Source organism: Paenibacillus sp. FSL R5-0810 (genome assembly GCF_038002285.1).
GTDB classification, from domain to species: domain Bacteria; phylum Bacillota; class Bacilli; order Paenibacillales; family Paenibacillaceae; genus Paenibacillus_AQ; species Paenibacillus_AQ lactis.
In genome coordinates this window covers 5897678-5917390 of the sequence record NZ_JBBOCF010000001.1, presented here as the reverse complement: position 1 = coordinate 5917390, position 19713 = coordinate 5897678, and the positions used below count along the sequence as shown (strand labels likewise).

Here is a 19713-nt window from a genome sequence, read left to right as displayed (position 1 = left end):
AACCGTCTTATTTATCGATAACTTCTCCGGATCTCTTCGCTACGCGAACCTTCTTGCCGTTGTCCAGTACTTTGTAACCGATACGGGTTACTTTTCCGCTCTTCGGATCAACGTGCATAACGTTCGATACATGGATCGGAGCTTCCTTCTCGATGATACCGCCTTGAGGGTTCATTTGGTTCGGCTTTTGGTGCTTCTTGATCATGTTCACACCTTCAACCAGAACGCGGTTTTCACGAGGATATGCTGCGATAACACGGCCTTTTTTGCCTTTATCCTTACCGCTGATGACGATAACCGTATCATCTTTTTTCACGTGCAATTTATTGTTGTGGGATTCCAGAACTTTTTTTGCTTTAGGCATTCGTTACACCTCCTATGACTAGCCAGTTCATCGATTTATCGGGTACCCGCTAAGCCGATAAGCACCGCTTTTCGGGTTATTAGATTACTTCCGGAGCCAAGGAAACGATTTTCATGTAGTCTCTTTCGCGAAGTTCGCGAGCAACTGGTCCGAAAATACGAGTTCCGCGTGGGCTTCTGTCGTCTTTAACAACAACTGCTGCATTCTCGTCAAAAGAGATGTAAGAACCGTCTTTACGGCGTACGGAACGCTTCGTGCGGACAACTACTGCTCTAACTACATCACCTTTTTTGACAACGCCGCCTGGTGTTGCTTGTTTGACGGAGCATACGATCAAATCACCGATTTGAGCTGTACGGCGACCAGTACCACCCAATACGCGGATACACATCAGTTCCTTCGCACCGGAGTTGTCAGCAACAGCCAAACGAGTAAATGGTTGAATCATTTAAATGTCCTCCTTCCATCGAAAACTGATCAGTTTCTTAGATGATAACCGCTTTTTCTACCACTTCAACCAGTCTCCAGCGCTTGTCTTTGGAGAGAGGGCGAGTTTCCATGATTTTAACGGTATCTCCGATTTGAGCTTCATTGTTCTCATCATGCGCTTTAAATTTTTTCGTGTATTTAATGCGCTTGTGGTACAAGTCATGCTTCTTATAAGTTTCAACAGCTACAACAATGGTCTTATCCATTTTGTCGCTGACAACTTTACCGATTTGCACTTTACGAGCATTGCGTTCTTCGCTCATTTGTTAGCCTCCTTCCTGAATACAGACGACCTTTCGCCTGTCTCATTAACTAATCCCAAGTTCTCTTTCACGGATAACGGTTTTAGCACGAGCTATTTCTTTGCGAACGTCACGGATCCGAGTTGGATTATCAAGCTGGCCCGTAGCCAATTGAAAACGGAGGTTAAAGAGTTCTTCTTTAAATCCGGCGATTTTTTGCTCGATTTCTGCAGTGGTTAAGTTGCGCAGTTCATTAGCTTTCATTTGCTTCACCACCCACTTCTTCTCGTTTCACAAACTTCGTTTTCACAGGCAGCTTGTGAGCGGCGAGACGCATCGCTTCGCGGGCGATTTCCTCGGACACGCCTCCAAGTTCAAACATGATCTTGCCTGGTTTAACTACGGCAACCCATTTCTCAACGTTACCTTTACCGCTACCCATCCGGACCTCGAGAGGCTTTTGAGTGATCGGCTTATCTGGGAAAATCTTGATCCATACTTTACCGCCGCGGCGAATGTAACGAGTCATCGCGATACGCGCAGCTTCGATCTGACGGTTCGTGATCCAGCCTGGCTCCATTGCTTGCAGACCGAATTCGCCGAAGTTCAGTTCAGTACCGCCTTTAGCTTGACCTCTCATATGGCCGCGCTGTTGTTTGCGGTGTTTTACACGTTTTGGTACCAACATGATTAGTTGCCTCCTTCCTGAGCAGCTTGTTTCTTAGCCGTAGGAAGAACCTCTCCACGATAGATCCATACTTTCACGCCGATACGGCCGTAAGTCGTATGCGCTTCTGCTGTACCATAGTCGATGTCTGCACGAAGCGTATGAAGTGGAACAGTTCCTTCACTGTAGCCTTCTGTACGAGCAATCTCGGCTCCGCCAAGACGTCCGCTGACCGATGTTTTAATCCCTTTCGCTCCGGCACGCATTGTTCTTTGAATTGCTTGCTTCAGCGCACGACGGAAGGATACACGACGTTCCAGCTGTTGTGCAATGCTTTCAGCAACAAGAATTGCGTCCAGTTCAGGGTTCTTGATTTCAGAAATGTTGATGTGAACTTTTTTGCCGCCGGCGATCTTCGTTACTTGACCGCGCAGAACTTCAACTTCGGAACCACCCTTACCGATAACCATGCCTGGCTTCGCAGTGTGGATCGTTACGTTCACACGATTCGCTGCTCTCTCGATTTCAATACGGGATACAGCGGAGTCTTTCAATTTATTCTTCAGGTATTCACGGATTTTTACGTCTTCCAGCAAAAGATCACCGAAATCTTTGCCTGCATACCATTTGGATTCCCAGTCACGGATAATACCGATACGGAGTCCTACTGGATTTACCTTTTGGCCCACACGTTTTCCCTCCTTATTTTTCAGCTACCACCAAAGTAATGTGGCTGGTGCGTTTATTAATCCGGCTTGCACGTCCCATTGCACGCGGGCGGAAACGTTTCATTGTCGGTCCTTGGTTAACATACGCCTCGGTTACCACCAGCTTGTTAACGTCCAAGGAATAGTTGTGCTCAGCATTCGCGATCGCCGAGTTGAGCAGCTTCTCAACTACTGGAGACGCAGCCTTTGGAGTGTGACGCAGAATTGCGATGGCTTCACCGACTTGCTTGCCGCGAATCAAGTCAACAACGAGTTGAGCTTTACGAGGAGCAATCCGTACCATTCTTGCATGTGCTTTTGCTTCCATTGTTTAACCTCCTCTCAAACAAAGAGCTTCGATAATTATCTTCTCGTTTTCTTATCGTCTTCGTGACCTTTGTAAGTACGAGTTGGAGCAAACTCACCCAACTTGTGTCCTACCATGTCCTCTGTTACATATACAGGTACATGCTTGCGGCCATCATATACACCGAACGTGTGACCGATAAATTGCGGGAAAATAGTGGAGCGGCGGGACCAAGTTTTGATCACAGCCTTCTTGTTTGCGCTGTTCATTTCCTCCACTTTCTTGAGCAGGTATCCGTCGACGAAAGGTCCTTTTTTCAAACTACGGCTCATATAGAAATCCTCCCTTCACCAAATTGTCTCGTTACCATCCAAAGCCTCTCACGAAGCGATGCACTCTCGCGCATTACTTCGTGCGGCGGCGAACGATATATTTGTCAGAAGCTTTACCTTTTTTACGGGTCTTGGCACCAAGGGTTGGTTTACCCCATGGAGACATAGGCGATTTACGTCCGATTGGAGCGCGGCCTTCACCACCACCGTGTGGGTGATCGTTAGGGTTCATGACGACACCTCGTACTTCAGGACGTTGTCCGAGCCAGCGGCTGCGTCCAGCTTTACCGATCTTGATCAACTCATGGTCTTGGTTACCCACAGAACCGATGGTTGCACGGCAAGTTTTCAGGATGTGACGAACTTCACCGGAAGACAAACGTACTGTAACGTACTTTTCTTCTTTACCGAGAAGCTGTGCTTCCGTACCAGCAGCACGAACTAATTGTCCGCCTTTGCCTGGCTTCAATTCAATGTTGTGGATAACGGTACCAACCGGAATGTTCTCCAATGGAAGAGCGTTACCGATTTTGATGTCCGCACCAACGCCGGATACGATTTGATCTCCGACTTTCAGACCTTTTGGAGCGAGGATATAACGCTTCTCACCATCTGCATAGTGGATCAGCGCGATATTAGAAGTACGGTTCGGGTCGTATTCAATCGTAGCAACGCGACCTGGAATGCCGTCTTTGTTCCGTTTGAAGTCAATGATACGGTATTTACGCTTGTGTCCGCCGCCATGGTGACGAACCGTAATTTTACCTTGGTTGTTGCGGCCGGCTGTTTTGCTCAGCGGCGCCAAGAGCGATTTCTCCGGCTTGTTCGTGGTGATTTCTTCGAAAGTCGACACGGACATGTTGCGTCGAGCCGGGGATGTCGGTTTATACTTTTTAATAGGCACTGTGTTTTCCCTCCTTACTTAGCAGTTTTCTTATTCAACCGATTCAAAGAACTCGAGCGGCTTGCTGTCCGCTGTCAGCGTTACAATAGCTTTCTTCCATTCGGTTGTGTAACCGGAATAACGGCCATAACGCTTCGGCTTCGCAGGAACACGCATCGTATTCACACTCGAAACTTTAACTTTAAAAATAGATTCAACAGCTTGCTTGATCTCGGTCTTGTTCGCACGAATGTCAACTTCGAAAGCATATTTCAGCTCTGCCATGTAGTCAGCCGTACGTTCCGTGATCACCGGGCGCTTGATTATATCGCGAGGGTCTTTCATTACGCGAGCACCTCCTCTACCTTCTGAACTGCTTCTTTCGTAATGATCAGTTGATCGTACGACAGTACGTCAAGAACATTAATGCCATCAGCCGCTACGAACTTCACACCTGGGATGTTACGAGCGGAAAGGGCAACATTATCATCGTAGCTAGGAGCAACGATCAGAGCTTTACGTCCTACCTTAAGATTGCTCAAGATATTAGCAAACTCTTTCGTTTTTGGCGCATTCAGCGTCAATTGATCCAATACGATAATTGCGTTGTCGTTCACTTTGGAAGACAAAGCGGATTTGATCGCCAGACGACGAACCTTCTTAGGAAGTTTGAATGTATAGCTGCGCGGAGTTGGTCCGAATACCGTTCCGCCGCCTTTCCATTGTGGTGCGCGGATCGAACCTTGACGAGCACGGCCGGTGCCTTTTTGTTTCCAAGGCTTACGTCCGCCGCCGCGTACTTCAGAACGTCCTTTTACTTTATGCGTACCACGACGAAGGGAAGCGCGCTGCAGCAATACTGCGCTGTGCATAACATGCACGTTCGGCTCGATACCGAATACTGCTTCGTTCAATTCTACTTCGCCAACTTGGCTACCGCTGACATTATAAAGTGCTACTTTAGGCATTGTTTGCTCCTCCTTTCTTTAGGCGACTATTTCTTCACCGTTTGTTTAATTTGCACAAAGCCTTTTTTCGGTCCAGGTACGGAACCTTTAACAAGGATAACGTTGCGTTCAGCATCAACCTTGATAACTTCAAGCTTTTGGATCGTTACCGTATCATGTCCCATATGTCCTGGCAGACGCTTGCCTTTCGGAACACGGTTAGCTTGGATCGAACCCATGGAACCAGGTCCGCGGTGATAACGGGAACCGTGGGACATTGGTCCGCGGCTTTGTCCCCAACGCTTGATTACGCCTTGGAAACCTTTACCCTTGGAAATTCCAGTAACGTCAACAAATTCGCCTTCTGCGAAGACATCCGCCTTCAGCTCTTGGCCGACCTCGACACTCGCGAGGTCAACACCGCGAATTTCGCGAACGTAGCGCTTAGGTGCAGTGTTTGCTTTTTTCGCATGTCCTGCTTCTGGCTTGTTGGCATTGTTTTCTTTCTTATCGGAGAAACCGATCTGGATCGCTTCGTATCCGTCGTTCTCCAGGTCTTTTTTCTGCAAAACAACACAAGGACCTGCTTCGATAACCGTTACAGGAATTACATTACCTTCTGCGGTAAATACTTGAGTCATCCCGAGTTTTCTACCTAAGATACCTTTCATGTTGACACCTCTTTTCCCTTCACTAATTCGTTATGCTATTACAGTTTGATTTCGATATCTACACCGGACGGCAGGTCCAAGCGCATCAAGGCATCCACAGTTTGTGGAGTCGGGTTCACGATGTCGATCAAGCGTTTGTGAGTACGCATTTCGAACTGTTCCCGAGAATCCTTATACTTGTGCACCGCACGGAGAATGGTAATTACTTGCTTTTCAGTTGGAAGCGGGATCGGACCGGAAACACCAGCACCCGAACGTTTTGCTGTCTCAACAATTTTCTCAGCGGATTGATCAAGAATTCTGTGGTCGTATGCTTTCAAGCGAATACGAATTTTTTGCTTTGCCATTTTATTCCCTCCTTCTATCGCCCAATTTGGTATCGGACATACTCCGTGAAAATTTTCCGAACACCTGCCTCATGGCAAAGGGGCCGGGTGTGTCGGTAACCTCTCACATCATCGCAACGTCGCAGAACAACATTCACTATTATATAGAAAAGATAGGCGCATTGCAAGCATAAAATCAGAATTTATTCATACCTTGCATTTCCTCTTTTTTTCTACTATAGAATAAGGTTTCCCGGCCGTGCTTATCCCCTTATTCCTGCATCGTGGACAACGTCCCGACATAGATATGAAGTATGCCGCTGCTCGTACGTTTCGGATCCCGCGGTATTAAAAACAAAGAGCCTGATCGTAAAAGATCAGACTCTGTTATCGTTACATCACACTGTTGCTCGTTACATCACGCTGTTGCTTTATATGTTCAGGCTGTTCGATAAGCCTAAATTACTTAATGATGGAAGCTACGGAACCAGCACCTACGGTACGGCCGCCTTCACGGATGGAGAACTTTGTTCCTTCTTCGATCGCGATTGGAGCGATCAGTTGAACGGTTACGGTGATGTTGTCACCAGGCATAACCATTTCGGAACCTTCTGGCAGGTTGATCACACCAGTTACGTCCGTAGTACGGAAGTAGAACTGTGGACGGTAGCCAGTGAAGAAAGGCTTATGACGTCCGCCTTCTTCTTTGCTCAGTACGTATACTTGAGCAGTGAACTCAGTGTGTGGCTTAACGGAAGCTGGCTTAGCAAGTACTTGACCACGCTCGATTTGAGTACGGTCGATACCGCGAAGCAGAGCACCGATGTTGTCACCAGCTTGAGCGGAATCCAGCAATTTACGGAACATTTCAACGCCCGTAACAACGGATTTCTTAGTCTCTTCTTCGATACCAACGATTTCGATCTCGTCGCCGACTTTGATTGTTCCGCGCTCAACACGGCCAGTAGCAACTGTACCACGACCTGTGATGGAGAACACGTCCTCGACAGGCATCAAGAAAGGCTTGTCAGTGTCGCGCTCAGGCAATGGGATGTACTCGTCGATTGTTTTAAACATCTCAACGATTTTGTCAGCCCAAGGACCGTCTGGGTTTTGCAGCGCTTCACGAGCGGAACCGCGAGTGATTGGAGTGTCATCGCCTGGGAAGTCATATTCGCTCAGGAGATCACGAACTTCCATTTCAACCAGTTCCAGAAGCTCTTCGTCTTCAACCATGTCGCATTTGTTCAGGAATACAACGATGTAAGGTACGCCTACTTGGCGGGACAGCAGGATGTGCTCGCGAGTTTGCGGCATTGGGCCGTCAGCTGCGGATACAACCAGGATAGCGCCGTCCATTTGAGCTGCACCAGTGATCATGTTTTTAACATAGTCAGCGTGTCCTGGGCAGTCAACGTGTGCATAGTGACGTGCGTCAGTTTCGTACTCTACGTGGGAAGTAGAGATTGTGATACCGCGCTCGCGCTCTTCTGGAGCTTTATCGATTTGGTCGAAGGACATAGCTGCACCGCCGTATCTTTTGGACAATACAGTTGTGATTGCAGCAGTCAGAGTTGTTTTACCGTGGTCAACGTGACCGATAGTACCGATGTTAACATGGGGTTTCGTACGTTCGTATTTAGCCTTTGCCATTTGAACAATTCCTCCTTAAGGGGATTTATATGTTTGGGCCGGTTGCGGAGGAATGAAACGGTAGCTCCATTCTCCTCCCCGACAGGTAAAACGTTATTAGAAGTTGTTCAAAGAATCGCCTTACACGACTTTTGAACTCGTGCTATTACTCTCCGCCCTTGTGCTTGGACACGATTTCTTCGGAGATATTCTTAGGAACTTCTTCGTAGTGGGAGAGTTCCATCGAGAATACGCCGCGACCTTGTGTACCGGAACGCAGAGTTGTGGAATATCCGAACATTTCGGACAGAGGCACTTTCGCACGGATAATTTGAGCGCCACCGCGTGAATCCATACCTTCGATACGTCCACGGCGGGAGTTCAGCATACCCATTACGTCGCCCATGTATTCCTCAGGCACGGTAACTTCCACTTTCATGATTGGCTCAAGCAGGACAGGTTGACACTTGTCTTTAGCTGCTTTGAGGGCCATGGAACCTGCAATCTTAAACGCCATCTCGTTGGAGTCGACATCATGGTAAGAACCGTCAACGATCGTTGCTTTAACGTCTACGATCGGGAAGCCGGCGAGTACGCCGTTCTTCATTTGCTCTTCAATACCTTGTTGTGCTGGCGCAATGTATTCTCTAGGTACAGCACCGCCGACGATCTTGCTGTCGAACTGGTTACCGCTACCTGGTTCCAGAGGCTCGAACTCAACCCAAACGTGACCGTATTGACCACGACCACCGGACTGACGAACGAATTTACCTTCAACGCGCCCTGGAGCACGGAAGGTTTCACGATAGGCAACCTGAGGCTTACCTACGTTGGTTTCCACTTTGAACTCACGACGCATACGGTCGATGATGATGTCCAAGTGAAGCTCACCCATACCTGCAAGGATCGTTTGACCGGTTTCCTCGTCAGTATGCGCGCGAAGAGTCGGATCCTCTTCGGTCAGCTTGCCGAGAGCCACGCCCATTTTGTCCTGGTCGGCTTTCGTCTTAGGCTCAACCGCGATTTCGATAACCGGATCAGGGAAGTTCATGGATTCCAGGATTACTGGATGCTTCTCATCACACAGTGTATCACCTGTACCCGTATCTTTCAAACCTACGGCAGCCGCAATATCACCGGAGTAAACTTCGGTAATTTCTTGACGGCTATTCGCATGCATCTGAAGGATACGTCCGATACGCTCGCGCTTACCTTTCGTTGCATTCAGTACGTAAGAGCCGGATTGCAAAATACCGGAGTAAACGCGGAAGAATGTAAGCTTACCAACATAAGGGTCTGTCATGATTTTGAACGCCAGCGCCGCGAATGGCTCTTCATCGGAAGAGTGACGCTCAACTTCAGTACCGTCTTCCAAAGTTCCTTGGATGCTTGGTACGTCGGTTGGAGCCGGCAAGTAATCGATAACAGCGTCCAGCATCAGCTGAACCCCTTTGTTACGGTAAGAAGATCCGCAGATAACCGGGAAGATTTTAACTTCGACAACACCTTTACGCAGAGCCGCTTTAATCTCAGGCACGGTGATTTCTTCACCTTCAAGGTATTTCATTGTCAAATCTTCGTCAAGTTCTGCAACCTTCTCGATGAGCTCGTTGCGGAGCTCTTCAACTTGATCCTTGAATTCCGCTGGAACTTCGGTTTCTTCGATATTTTGACCGAGGTCATCCTTATACATATAAGCTTTTTCCTCGATGATATCGATGATGCCGACGAAGTCGGACTCTGCACCGATCGGAAGCTGAATAGCAACCGCGTTCGCTTGCAGACGATCTCTCATGTCTTTAACAACATTCAAGTAGTCGGCGCCGATAATGTCCATTTTGTTTACGTATGCGATCCGAGGAACCCCGTATTTGTCAGCCTGTCTCCAAACGGTTTCCGACTGAGGCTCAACGCCCTCTTTCGCACTGAATACACCTACTGCCCCATCCAATACACGAAGGGAACGTTCAACTTCTACTGTGAAGTCAACGTGTCCCGGGGTGTCGATGATATTAACGCGATGACCTTTCCATTGAGCGGTCGTAGCAGCGGAAGTAATCGTGATACCGCGCTCCTGCTCCTGCTCCATCCAGTCCATCGTAGCAGCACCCTCGTGAACTTCACCGATTTTGTGCGTACGGCCTGTATAGAACAAGATCCGCTCTGTGGTGGTCGTTTTACCAGCGTCAATATGCGCCATGATCCCGATATTACGTGTATTTTTCAAGGAGAACTCTCTTGCCATGCGAATAGTCTCCCTTCAAAATTGAAGTTTATTAGCTGCTGAATCCTACCAGCGGTAGTGAGCAAACGCTTTGTTCGCTTCAGCCATTTTGTGCGTGTCTTCGCGTTTCTTAACGGAAGCGCCTGTGTTGTTGGAAGCATCGATGATCTCTGCTGCCAAACGCTCTTCCATTGTTTTCTCACCGCGGTTGCGGGAGTAGTTAACGAGCCAACGTAATCCCAGGGAAGTACGTCTCTCTGGCTTAACTTCGATTGGAACTTGGTAGTTCGCACCGCCGACACGACGAGCTTTTACCTCCAGTACCGGCATGATGTTCTTGATGGCTGCTTCAAACACTTCCATCGGATCATTGCCCGTACGTTCCTTGATGATGTTGAACGCGTTGTAAAGGATGCTTTGAGCAACACCTCTTTTACCATCCAACATGATGCGGTTGATCAGACGAGTTACCAGCTTGCTGTTGTACACTGGATCTGGCAGCACGTCTCTTTTTGTAACTGGACCTTTGCGTGGCATGGATATCCCCCTTTCTTCAGTCATGAGTCATGTTTATCCAACATGAGCTTCAATTAGCTTTTTGCTTTAGGACGCTTCGTACCGTATTTGGAACGAGCCTGCATACGGTTGTTAACACCAGCGGTATCAAGCGCGCCGCGAACGATGTGGTAACGTACACCCGGAAGGTCTTTTACCCGTCCACCGCGAACCAATACGACACTGTGCTCTTGCAAGTTATGACCGATACCTGGAATGTAAGCAGTCACCTCGATGCGGTTCGTCAAACGAACACGAGCATATTTACGAAGTGCGGAGTTCGGTTTTTTCGGCGTCATTGTGCCTACACGAGTGCAAACACCGCGTTTTTGCGGAGCGCTCAGATCAGTCTCCTCACGTTTCAAAGCGTTGAACCCTTTTTGAAGTGCTGGAGATTTCGACTTGTAAACTTTAGCTTGACGGCCCTTGCGAACCAGTTGGTTGATTGTTGGCATGTTAGCCACCCCCTTCCCGTAATTATCATCCTGTTACAAACCATTTTAAGTCCACAGACCCAGGCGGTTCATAAAAGAACAAATGAAAAGTTTTTGCCGATAGAGAAGCTGCCTTCTCAAAGCAAAAACGATTTCTCAATCATCATTTCAAGACAGCGGCCGCTGCTGCGCCGACTTCAATACCGCACGCTTCCCCAAGCTCCTTCATGGTCGGTACATAGTTGATAGGTACGCCATATCGTTCGCAGTGGGATACGATCTTGGATATCAGACGCTGGTCGCAATCTTCAGCCACATATACTTCTGTAGCCCGGCCGGTTTCAACGGCCTTCATTGTTTGTTTGGTGCCGATCTTGACGTGTGCATCCTGTAATCCTTTATCATTAGACATTAAGCATTCCTCCAAAAGAACAGGGAACAAGGCAACGATTCACGCACCTTTGCTATATTAGCATCTGCCCTAGGCGATGTCAAGCTATTAAACGTGAAAAAAAAGAAATGGCAGGGAAGGAGCCGAAAGCCGGCTTGATCAAGCAGCCCCGGCTCCTCTCACCTTCATTCCCTTTATTCTACCGAAGCGGTTTCCAGCTCCTGGCTTTCATCGTTCGCATCGTTCTGACCCTCGAATCTCACGTTGCGGTAACGGCTCATGCCTGTTCCCGCAGGGATCAGCTTACCGATGATGACATTCTCTTTCAGACCGAGCAGCTGATCGACTTTACCTTTGATCGCTGCATCTGTCAGGACGCGGGTTGTCTCCTGGAAGGAGGCCGCGGACAAGAAGGAGTCTGTCTCAAGGGAAGCCTTCGTGATACCGAGCAGAACCGGTTTTGCAACCGCTGGCTCTTTGCCAGACAGAATGGCTTCTTTGTTAGCCACTTCGTATTCATGGATATCCACGTAGGAGCCAGGCAGAAGATTCGTGTCTCCAGCGTCGACGATGCGGATTTTGCGCAGCATCTGCCGGATCATAACCTCAACGTGCTTATCGTTGATTTCTACGCCCTGGTTCCGGTATACGCGCTGAACTTCCTGAAGGATATAGTTCTGCACGCCGCGGATCCCTTTAATGCGAAGCATTTCCTTCGGATCGATCGAACCGTCGGTCAGTTCATCCCCGGCTTCGATGTGCTTGCCTTCGCTAACGCGCAGACGGGAGCCATACGTTACGGAGTAGACCTTCGTTTCGGCCTCACCTTGAATTTCAATTTCACGACGGTCTTTCGTTTCGCGGATCTCTTTCACGACGCCGTCGATCTCACTAATGGTCGCTTGACCTTTAGGGTTACGGGCCTCGAAGAGCTCCTGGATACGCGGAAGACCTTGCGTAATATCGTCACCGGCAACGCCGCCTGTGTGGAATGTACGCATCGTCAGCTGGGTTCCCGGTTCACCGATGGATTGAGCCGCGATAATACCTACCGCTTCACCAATCTCAACATGCTTGCCGGTAGCCAGGTTGCGGCCATAACACTTCTTGCAGACGCCATAACGCGCCCGGCAGCTCAGGATGGAGCGGATTTGTACCGACTCCACGCCGGCTTTGACGATTTCGGCTGCTTTATCCGAATCGATCAGCTCGTTGCGGTTAACGATGATCTCTTTTGTCTCCGGATGACGAACCGTTTCAAAGGAGTAACGTCCTTCGATCCGATCGTACAGATCCTCGATAACTTCCTTACCGTCTTGGATCCGGCTTACCGTGAAGCCTTTATCCGTGCTGCACTCGTCCTCGCGGACGATGACGTCCTGCGCAACGTCAACGAGACGACGGGTCAGGTAACCCGAGTCAGCTGTACGAAGCGCCGTATCGGCGAGACCTTTACGCGCACCGTGCGTGGACAGGAAGTACTCGAGTACCGTCAGGCCTTCACGGAAGTTCGATTTGATCGGGAGCTCGATGATCCGGCCCGACGGGTTCGCCATCAGACCACGCATACCGCCCAGCTGGGTGATCTGCGATTTGTTACCCCGCGCTTTGGAGTCCACCATGAGCATAATGGAATTGAAGCGGTCCATCGATTTCATCAAGACGTCCGTAATATCGTCTTTCGCTTTCGACCAGATGTCGATGACGCGGTCATAGCGTTCTTCGTTCGTGATCAAGCCGCGACGGTATTGGTTGGTTACCACTTTAACCTTCTCGTCGGACTCTCTCAGAATCTCGTTCTTCTCCTCAGGGACGATAACGTCGGCTACCGCAACGGTAACCCCTGCGCGAGTCGAGTACGTGAAGCCGAGCTGCTTGATCTTATCCAGAATGACAGAGGTTTCTGTCGTATGGTACGTCTCGAAGCAGCGGGCGATAATTTGACCCAGATATTCCTTGCCGACCGCGCCGCTAACCGGAAGACTTTGAATAGCTTCTTGCAGGTTGGCACCCTTTTCGTATACGAAATACTTCTCAGGTGTACCTTGAAGCAGGTTGGTACGGGTCGCCTCGTTGATGTACGGGAAGCTGGCAGGGAAGATTTCGTTAAAGATAATCCGTCCCACCGTCGTAATCAGCATCGCCTTTTGCTGCTCTTCCGTAAAGCTGGTTTTACCCAGAGCCTTAACCGGAATCGCTACACGGGCATGGAGGCCCGCAGTTCCGCGCTGATACGCGGATACCGCTTCGTTCACGCTGCCCAGAATCATGCCGGTACCCTTCTCTTCCTTGTTATCCATGGTCAGATAGAAGGAACCAAGAACCATATCCTGGGACGGCGTTACGACCGGCTTACCGTCTTTCGGGTTCAGGATGTTGCCGGATGCCAGCATCAGGAGACGCGCTTCCGCTTGGGCTTCAGCCGACAACGGAACGTGTACCGCCATTTGGTCACCGTCGAAGTCGGCGTTGTAAGCCGTACATACGAGCGGGTGAAGCCGGATGGCATGACCTTCGACGAGAATCGGTTCAAACGCTTGGATCCCGAGTCTGTGAAGCGTCGGTGCACGGTTCAGGAGAACCGGATGCTCTTTAATGACTTCCTCAAGCACATCCCATACTTCCGGGCTGACGCGTTCTACCTTGCGCTTCGCACTCTTAATATTATGAGCAAGGCCTTTATTGACCAGTTCTTTCATCACGAACGGCTTGAACAGCTCAAGCGCCATCTTCTTAGGAAGACCGCACTGGTACATCTTCAGATAAGGTCCTACGACGATAACGGAACGACCGGAATAGTCTACCCGTTTACCGAGCAAGTTCTGACGGAAACGGCCCTGCTTACCTTTCAGCATGTGGCTGAGGGATTTAAGCGGACGGTTGCCCGGCCCCGTTACCGGACGGCCGCGGCGGCCGTTATCGATGAGCGCGTCAACAGCTTCCTGCAGCATGCGCTTCTCGTTCTGTACGATAATATCCGGCGCTCCGAGATCCAGCAGTCTCTTCAGACGGTTGTTCCGGTTGATGACACGACGGTACAGGTCGTTCAAGTCCGACGTTGCAAAACGGCCCCCGTCGAGCTGTACCATCGGACGCAGTTCCGGCGGAATAACCGGGAGTACGTCCATAACCATCCATTCCGGATTGTTGCCGGAATTACGGAAAGCCTCGATAACTTCAAGACGCTTGATCGCACGGTTACGGCGTTGCCCTTGAGCCGTGCGCAGCTCTTCTTTCAGGAACTCAAGCTCTTTTTCAATATCCAGATCCTGCAGGAGCTTCTTAACCGCTTCAGCACCCATGCCGGCTTGGAAGCCGTAGCCGTACTTCTCGCGATAGCTGCGGTATTCCTTCTCGGACAACAGCTGCTTCTTCTCCAGCGGTGTGTCGCCTGGATCCGTAACGACATAAGATGCGAAATAAATGATCTCTTCCAGGGATCTTGGGGACATATCCAGCGCCAGACCCATCCGGCTCGGAATGCCTTTGAAATACCAAATATGCGAAACCGGTGCAGCAAGCTCAATGTGCCCCATCCGTTCACGACGGACTTTGGCACGCGTTACTTCAACGCCGCAGCGATCACAGACCACGCCTTTATAACGGACACGCTTATACTTACCGCAATGACATTCCCAGTCCTTCTGGGGACCGAAAATCCGTTCACAGAACAAACCTTCCTTCTCGGGCTTCAATGTACGGTAGTTAATCGTCTCCGGCTTCTTAACCTCTCCGCGCGACCACGAGCGGATTTTCTCTGGGGAAGCAAGACCGATCTTCATGTACTCAAAATTGTTAACGTCCAACAAGGAGCAACCCTCCTCAACTTAGTCCTATTTATGTGCTATACAGTCAAGATCACCGCCGCCGCATCATAGCAGGGCGGCGGTGATGAAATGACCGTTATTCCACTCCGACTTCAGCGCCTTCCAAGTTAAGGCTCAGTTTGTCACCTTGAACATCATCTTCATCATCGAGCTCTTTCATCTCGATTTCCTCTTCATTCTCGCTGAGGATCTTAACATCCATACCAAGCGATTGAAGCTCTTTAATCAATACCTTGAACGACTCAGGAACGCCCGGCTCCGGCACGTTCTCGCCCTTGACGATGGATTCGTAGGTTTTCACCCGGCCGACCACGTCATCGGACTTGACGGTAAGAATTTCTTGCAGTGTATAAGCGGCACCATAAGCTTCAAGCGCCCACACCTCCATCTCACCAAAGCGCTGTCCGCCGAACTGAGCTTTACCACCCAGCGGCTGCTGCGTAACGAGCGAGTATGGTCCCGTGGAACGAGCATGGATTTTATCGTCAACCATGTGCGCGAGCTTGATCATGTGCATGACGCCGACCGTAACTTCACGCTCGAAGCGTTCACCGGTACGACCGTCGTAAAGCACGGTTTTACCGTTGCGCTGCATGCCGGCCTCTTCCATCGTATCAAACACGTCGTATTCGTTCGCGCCGTCAAATACCGGCGTTGCAACGTGAATGCCGAGCTGAAGGGCAGCCATGCCCAAGTGAACCTCAAGCACCTGACCGATGTTCATCCGCGACGGAACCCCGAGCGGGTTCAGTACGACTTGAACCGGTGTGCCATCCGGCAGGAACGGCATGTCTTCCTCAGGGAGAATACGGGCAACGACACCCTTATTACCGTGACGTCCGGCCATCTTGTCACCTTCGGAGATTTTACGTTTCTGCGCAATGTAGACGCGAACCAGTTGGTTGACGCCCGGCGGCAGCTCGTCGCCATTCTCGCGCGTGAACACCTTCACGTCAACGATGATTCCGTCACTACCGTGAGGAACGCGCAAGGAAGTGTCGCGCACTTCGCGAGCCTTCTCACCGAAGATCGCATGCAGGAGGCGCTCTTCTGCCGTCAGTTCGGTAACACCCTTAGGCGTTACTTTACCGACCAGAATGTCGCCGGCGCTGATCTCGGCACCGATGCGGATAATACCGCGCTCGTCAAGGTTCTTCAGCGCTTCTTCACCCACGTTCGGGATATCGCGCGTGATTTCCTCAGGACCAAGCTTCGTATCGCGGGCTTCGGATTCGTATTCCTCGATATGAATCGATGTGTATACATCCTCTTTCACCAGCTTCTCGGAGAGGAGAATCGCATCCTCGTAGTTGTAGCCTTCCCAAGTCATGAACGCAACGACGACGTTGCGGCCCAGTGCCAATTCGCCAAGTTCGGTCGACGGTCCGTCAGCGAGGATATCGCCTTTCTTGACCACGTCTCCGCGTTTGACGATCGGACGCTGGTTGATGCATGTTCCTTGGTTCGAACGCATAAATTTGTGTAATTTATATTTAATTATATCGCCTTTGACTTCCTGTCCATCCACGGTTTCCACGCGGCGGAGCCAGATTTCGTTGGCGGATGAGCGCTCAATAATCCCGTCGTATTTGGACACAATACATACACCGGAATCTTTAGCAGCCTTGTGCTCCATCCCGGTACCGACAAGCGGTGCTTTCGGAACGAGAAGCGGAACGGCCTGCCGCTGCATGTTCGATCCCATCAGCGCACGGTTGGAGTCGTCGTTCTCAAGGAACGGAATGAGCGCCGTTGCAACCGACACAACCTGTTTCGGCGAAACGTCCATGTAGTCTACACGGTCGCTCGGCATTGGCAGGATGTTATCGGACTGCTTATTGTAACGAACGATAACCATGTCATCGGCGAAGGTGCCGTCTTCATTGAGCTCGGCGTTTGCCTGAGCGACGATGTAGTTATCTTCTTCGTCGGCAGTCAGGTAATCGATTTGCTCGGTGACTTTCCCGGTCTTCGGATCAACCCAGCGGTATGGAGCTTCAATGAAACCATACTCGTTGATGCGGGCAAACGTTGACAAGGAGTTGATCAGACCGATGTTCGGTCCCTCCGGCGTCTCGATCGGACACATACGGCCGTAGTGACTGTGGTGAACGTCCCGTACTTCGAAGCCTGCGCGTTCACGAGTCAGACCGCCTGGTCCCAGTGCGGACAAACGACGCTTATGCGTCAGTTCCGCCAGCGGGTTCGTCTGGTCCATGAACTGAGACAGCTGGGAGCTTCCGAAGAACTCCTTGATCGAAGCGATCACCGGACGGATATTAATCAGCGCCTGCGGCGTAATCACGTTCGCATCCTGGATCGACATTCTTTCACGCACCACGCGCTCCATACGGGACAAACCGATACGGAACTGGTTCTGAAGCAGCTCGCCCACGGAACGCAGACGACGGTTGCCCAGGTGGTCGATATCATCGGTGTTGCCAATGCCATGCAGCAGGTTGATGAAGTAGCTGATGGAAGAGATGATATCGGCTTGCGTAATATGCTTCACCGATTTGTCGATATTGCCGTTTGCAATGACTTTGACCACTTTCCCATCCTCGATCGGAGAGAATACGTCAATCGTCTGCAGCGTAATATCGTCGCTGTCCATCACACCGCCGGTTACATGGTATTTCTTGAAGCCGACGCTTTTCTCGAGATAAGGCATGATCTCGTCCAAAAGACGACGGTCCACAGTTTGACCCGCTTCCGCAATAATCTCGCCCGTTTCGACGTCGATCAGGCTCTCAGCCAAACGGTGGTTGAAGAGACGGTTCTTGATGTGAAGCTTCTTGTTGATTTTGTAGCGTCCGACATTCGCCAGATCATAACGCTTCGGATCAAAGAAACGAGCGACCAGGAGGCTCTTCGCATTCTCCAGCGTCGGCGGCTCGCCCGGACGAAGACGTTCATAAATTTCGATGAGCGCTTTCTCGGTGGAGTCCGTGTTGTCTTTATCCAGCGTGTTTTGAATATATTCATCATTGCCCAGCAATTCCAGAATCTCGGCATCGGTACCGAAGCCAAGAGCCCGCAGCAGAACCGTTACCGGGATTTTGCGGGTACGGTCGATCCGGACATAAATAATGTCCTTCGCATCCATCTCCAGTTCCAGCCATGCTCCGCGATTCGGGATCACTGTTGCTGTGTAAGTCGATTTACCGTTTTTATCCACTTTTGTGCTGAAATAGACGCTGGGAGAGCGAACCAACTGGCTGACAATAACCCGTTCGGCACCATTGATAATGAACGTTCCGGTTTCCGTCATTAACGGGAAGTCACCCATGAACACTTCCTGCTCCTTGACTTCGCCGGTCTCCTTGTTAATGAGCCGGACTTTTACGCGGAGCGGCGCCGCATAAGTAACGTCGCGTTCTTTCGCGTCATCGACGGTGTATTTCGGTTCTCCAAGGCTGTAGTCAATGAACTCGAGCACCAAATTTCCCGTGAAATCCTGAATCGGCGAGATGTCCTGGAACATTTCGCGGAGTCCTTCCTCCAAAAACCATTCATAAGATTTTTGTTGGATTTCAATCAGGTTCGGAACTTCGAGTACCTCGTTGATACGAGAATAACTGCGCCGAGTGCGTCGACCATATTGAACAAGATGTCCTGCCAACTTAAACTCACCCCTCATGTCTACTCACTTAAAAATTCATTGCGAACCTCTGTTTGTAACACTATAATGGAACATACAGAGCATACACCCATAAATAGAGAAAAGCCCTTATCGAATACCTTTCGAAAAAAGAGCAGCTTATCCATGGTTATGATAATCATCTCATATCTTGTAGATTTGCCTAAAACGTACATATTATACGTCAAGACGACATACTTTATGCATCTTTCCGCACAATAATGCTTGACATTTCAGCAAACTAAAGACAAAGAGACCATCCTAATACTGACATTTTATAATAATACCATATCAGAATACCCAAGTCAACAGCCCATGCTGTATTTTATTTTGCATTTCAAGAGTCTTCGGTATGAAAATCCGTTAAGCCTCTCAGAGGACTCTATCTTCTCCAGAAGTTTCGCCTTGCTGACAAGTCCTGTGGAATCGAAGGTCTTCATCCACGGTGATCCGCTCATCTTCGTTCAGGCTTTGGTCGCTTTGAATATCCGATATCCCTTATCCTTCGTCACTTCCTCCACCTGATCAAACAACGCTTCCAGCTTGGCCTTCGCGGACGGAGCCCCCTGCTTCTTCTGAATCACAACCCACAGCTGGCCTCCCTGGCGCAAATGATTCCATGCTTCCGCAAAAATCGTATGCACTGTTTCCTTCCCGGCACGGATCGGCGGGTTCGTCAACACCACGTCGAACGCTTGATCCTTGACCGCCGCAAACAAATCGCTCTCCAGAATCGTCACATTGGCAATGCCGTTATGCCTCGCATTTTCCCGGGCAAGCTCCACGGCACGGCTGTTAATGTCGATCATGGTTACATGTCCTTGCGGGGCCAGTCTGGCCGCCGTCAGTCCAATCGGGCCGTATCCGCAGCCCACATCCAGCACGGAAGCATCCGGCGCGAATTCCATCGCGTCGATCAGCACCCGGCTGCCATAATCAATGCCGCTCTTGGAGAACACCCCGGCATCGCTGATGAAGCTCAACGAGTGTCCCCGGAGCTCGGCCTTCAGCACTTTACGGTCATGTGCGGTTTCCGGCTGATTCGAGTAATAATGTTGATTCGGCATTCTTCCCT

21 protein-coding genes are annotated in these 19713 nt (G+C 50.1%); all 21 read right to left on the bottom strand.

The annotated features are described in order from the left end of the window. Positions 1-7 precede the first annotated feature (7 nt). On the bottom strand, positions 8-364 hold the full coding sequence (gene rplX / locus MKX76_RS26100) for a 50S ribosomal protein L24 (RefSeq protein ID WP_007132559.1): 357 nt from the start codon (positions 362-364) through the stop codon (positions 8-10). 79 nt (positions 365-443) lie between these two features. After that, positions 444-812 (bottom strand): 50S ribosomal protein L14, encoded by a 369-nt coding sequence (gene rplN / locus MKX76_RS26095; protein ID WP_006212911.1) that lies wholly within the window; start codon positions 810-812, stop codon positions 444-446. Positions 813-849: 37 nt separating this feature from the next. After that, positions 850-1116 carry a 30S ribosomal protein S17 gene (gene rpsQ / locus MKX76_RS26090; RefSeq protein WP_007132560.1) on the bottom strand — a complete coding sequence of 89 codons (267 nt, stop codon included), beginning with the start codon at positions 1114-1116 and terminating at the stop codon, positions 850-852. A gap of 45 nt (positions 1117-1161) precedes the next feature. Beyond that, positions 1162-1359, bottom strand: coding sequence for a 50S ribosomal protein L29 (gene rpmC / locus MKX76_RS26085; protein ID WP_007132561.1), 198 nt, complete (start codon positions 1357-1359; stop codon positions 1162-1164). Further along, positions 1349-1783 (bottom strand): 50S ribosomal protein L16, encoded by a 435-nt coding sequence (gene rplP / locus MKX76_RS26080; protein WP_007132562.1) that lies wholly within the window; start codon positions 1781-1783, stop codon positions 1349-1351. The genes rpmC and rplP overlap by 11 nt, the downstream gene beginning before the upstream one ends. A 2-nt stretch (positions 1784-1785) precedes the next feature. Next, positions 1786-2451 carry a 30S ribosomal protein S3 gene (gene rpsC / locus MKX76_RS26075; protein ID WP_007132563.1) on the bottom strand — a complete coding sequence of 222 codons (666 nt, stop codon included), beginning with the start codon at positions 2449-2451 and terminating at the stop codon, positions 1786-1788. A 13-nt stretch (positions 2452-2464) separates the two neighbouring features. Next, entirely contained in the window at positions 2465-2797 is a 333-nt protein-coding gene (gene rplV, locus MKX76_RS26070; protein ID WP_007132564.1) for a 50S ribosomal protein L22, read from the bottom strand. Between the two features lie 35 nt (positions 2798-2832). Next, positions 2833-3108 carry a 30S ribosomal protein S19 gene (gene rpsS / locus MKX76_RS26065; RefSeq protein WP_007132565.1) on the bottom strand — a complete coding sequence of 92 codons (276 nt, stop codon included), beginning with the start codon at positions 3106-3108 and terminating at the stop codon, positions 2833-2835. 73 nt (positions 3109-3181) lie between these two features. After that, complete coding sequence (gene rplB, locus MKX76_RS26060; RefSeq protein WP_007132566.1) at positions 3182-4012, bottom strand: 50S ribosomal protein L2; 831 nt, start codon at positions 4010-4012, stop codon at positions 3182-3184. A gap of 30 nt (positions 4013-4042) precedes the next feature. Continuing rightward, positions 4043-4336 (bottom strand): 50S ribosomal protein L23, encoded by a 294-nt coding sequence (gene rplW, locus MKX76_RS26055; protein WP_007132567.1) that lies wholly within the window; start codon positions 4334-4336, stop codon positions 4043-4045. Continuing rightward, the gene (rplD, locus tag MKX76_RS26050; RefSeq protein WP_007132568.1) at positions 4336-4959 is read right to left on the bottom strand and encodes a 50S ribosomal protein L4; all 624 of its coding nucleotides are present in this window, start codon (positions 4957-4959) and stop codon (positions 4336-4338) included. Before rplD ends, rplW begins: the two co-directional genes overlap by 1 nt. A gap of 26 nt (positions 4960-4985) precedes the next feature. Continuing rightward, positions 4986-5609 (bottom strand): 50S ribosomal protein L3, encoded by a 624-nt coding sequence (rplC, locus tag MKX76_RS26045; RefSeq protein ID WP_007132569.1) that lies wholly within the window; start codon positions 5607-5609, stop codon positions 4986-4988. A 38-nt stretch (positions 5610-5647) separates the two neighbouring features. Next, complete coding sequence (rpsJ, locus tag MKX76_RS26040) at positions 5648-5956, bottom strand: 30S ribosomal protein S10 (protein WP_006676490.1); 309 nt, start codon at positions 5954-5956, stop codon at positions 5648-5650. 441 nt (positions 5957-6397) lie between these two features. Then, positions 6398-7588, bottom strand: a complete 1191-nt coding sequence (gene tuf, locus MKX76_RS26035) for an elongation factor Tu (protein ID WP_007132570.1) — start codon at positions 7586-7588, stop codon at positions 6398-6400. Positions 7589-7733: 145 nt separating this feature from the next. Next, complete coding sequence (gene fusA, locus MKX76_RS26030; protein WP_007132571.1) at positions 7734-9812, bottom strand: elongation factor G; 2079 nt, start codon at positions 9810-9812, stop codon at positions 7734-7736. A 45-nt stretch (positions 9813-9857) separates the two neighbouring features. Next, on the bottom strand, positions 9858-10328 hold the full coding sequence (gene rpsG, locus MKX76_RS26025; protein ID WP_007132572.1) for a 30S ribosomal protein S7: 471 nt from the start codon (positions 10326-10328) through the stop codon (positions 9858-9860). Positions 10329-10381: 53 nt separating this feature from the next. Further along, positions 10382-10801 (bottom strand): 30S ribosomal protein S12, encoded by a 420-nt coding sequence (gene rpsL / locus MKX76_RS26020; RefSeq protein ID WP_006212930.1) that lies wholly within the window; start codon positions 10799-10801, stop codon positions 10382-10384. A 142-nt stretch (positions 10802-10943) separates the two neighbouring features. Continuing rightward, positions 10944-11192 carry a ribosomal L7Ae/L30e/S12e/Gadd45 family protein gene (locus MKX76_RS26015; RefSeq protein WP_007132573.1) on the bottom strand — a complete coding sequence of 83 codons (249 nt, stop codon included), beginning with the start codon at positions 11190-11192 and terminating at the stop codon, positions 10944-10946. A gap of 173 nt (positions 11193-11365) precedes the next feature. Beyond that, the gene (gene rpoC, locus MKX76_RS26010) at positions 11366-14980 is read right to left on the bottom strand and encodes a DNA-directed RNA polymerase subunit beta' (RefSeq protein ID WP_007132574.1); all 3615 of its coding nucleotides are present in this window, start codon (positions 14978-14980) and stop codon (positions 11366-11368) included. 94 nt (positions 14981-15074) lie between these two features. Continuing rightward, positions 15075-18620, bottom strand: coding sequence for a DNA-directed RNA polymerase subunit beta (rpoB, locus tag MKX76_RS26005; protein ID WP_028406470.1), 3546 nt, complete (start codon positions 18618-18620; stop codon positions 15075-15077). A gap of 482 nt (positions 18621-19102) precedes the next feature. Continuing rightward, entirely contained in the window at positions 19103-19705 is a 603-nt protein-coding gene (locus MKX76_RS26000; RefSeq protein WP_213616965.1) for a class I SAM-dependent methyltransferase, read from the bottom strand. Between the last annotated feature and the right edge of the window lie 8 nt (positions 19706-19713).

Coding starts and splice junctions, on each gene's coding strand:
- rplW (WP_007132567.1), bottom strand. CDS start 4,336: ATGAAAGACCCTCGCGATATAATCAAGCGCCCGGTGATCACGGAACGT.
- fusA (WP_007132571.1), bottom strand. CDS start 9,812: ATGGCAAGAGAGTTCTCCTTGAAAAATACACGTAATATCGGGATCATG.
- rplP (WP_007132562.1), bottom strand. CDS start 1,783: ATGTTGGTACCAAAACGTGTAAAACACCGCAAACAACAGCGCGGCCAT.
- rpsL (WP_006212930.1), bottom strand. CDS start 10,801: ATGCCAACAATCAACCAACTGGTTCGCAAGGGCCGTCAAGCTAAAGTT.
- rpsQ (WP_007132560.1), bottom strand. CDS start 1,116: ATGAGCGAAGAACGCAATGCTCGTAAAGTGCAAATCGGTAAAGTTGTC.
- rplC (WP_007132569.1), bottom strand. CDS start 5,609: ATGAAAGGTATCTTAGGTAGAAAACTCGGGATGACTCAAGTATTTACC.
- rplN (WP_006212911.1), bottom strand. CDS start 812: ATGATTCAACCATTTACTCGTTTGGCTGTTGCTGACAACTCCGGTGCG.
- MKX76_RS26000 (WP_213616965.1), bottom strand. CDS start 19,705: ATGCCGAATCAACATTATTACTCGAATCAGCCGGAAACCGCACATGAC.
- rpsJ (WP_006676490.1), bottom strand. CDS start 5,956: ATGGCAAAGCAAAAAATTCGTATTCGCTTGAAAGCATACGACCACAGA.
- tuf (WP_007132570.1), bottom strand. CDS start 7,588: ATGGCAAAGGCTAAATACGAACGTACGAAACCCCATGTTAACATCGGT.
- rpsS (WP_007132565.1), bottom strand. CDS start 3,108: ATGAGCCGTAGTTTGAAAAAAGGACCTTTCGTCGACGGATACCTGCTC.
- rplD (WP_007132568.1), bottom strand. CDS start 4,959: ATGCCTAAAGTAGCACTTTATAATGTCAGCGGTAGCCAAGTTGGCGAA.
- rpsG (WP_007132572.1), bottom strand. CDS start 10,328: ATGCCACGCAAAGGTCCAGTTACAAAAAGAGACGTGCTGCCAGATCCA.
- rplX (WP_007132559.1), bottom strand. CDS start 364: ATGCCTAAAGCAAAAAAAGTTCTGGAATCCCACAACAATAAATTGCAC.
- rpmC (WP_007132561.1), bottom strand. CDS start 1,359: ATGAAAGCTAATGAACTGCGCAACTTAACCACTGCAGAAATCGAGCAA.
- rplV (WP_007132564.1), bottom strand. CDS start 2,797: ATGGAAGCAAAAGCACATGCAAGAATGGTACGGATTGCTCCTCGTAAA.
- MKX76_RS26015 (WP_007132573.1), bottom strand. CDS start 11,192: ATGTCTAATGATAAAGGATTACAGGATGCACACGTCAAGATCGGCACC.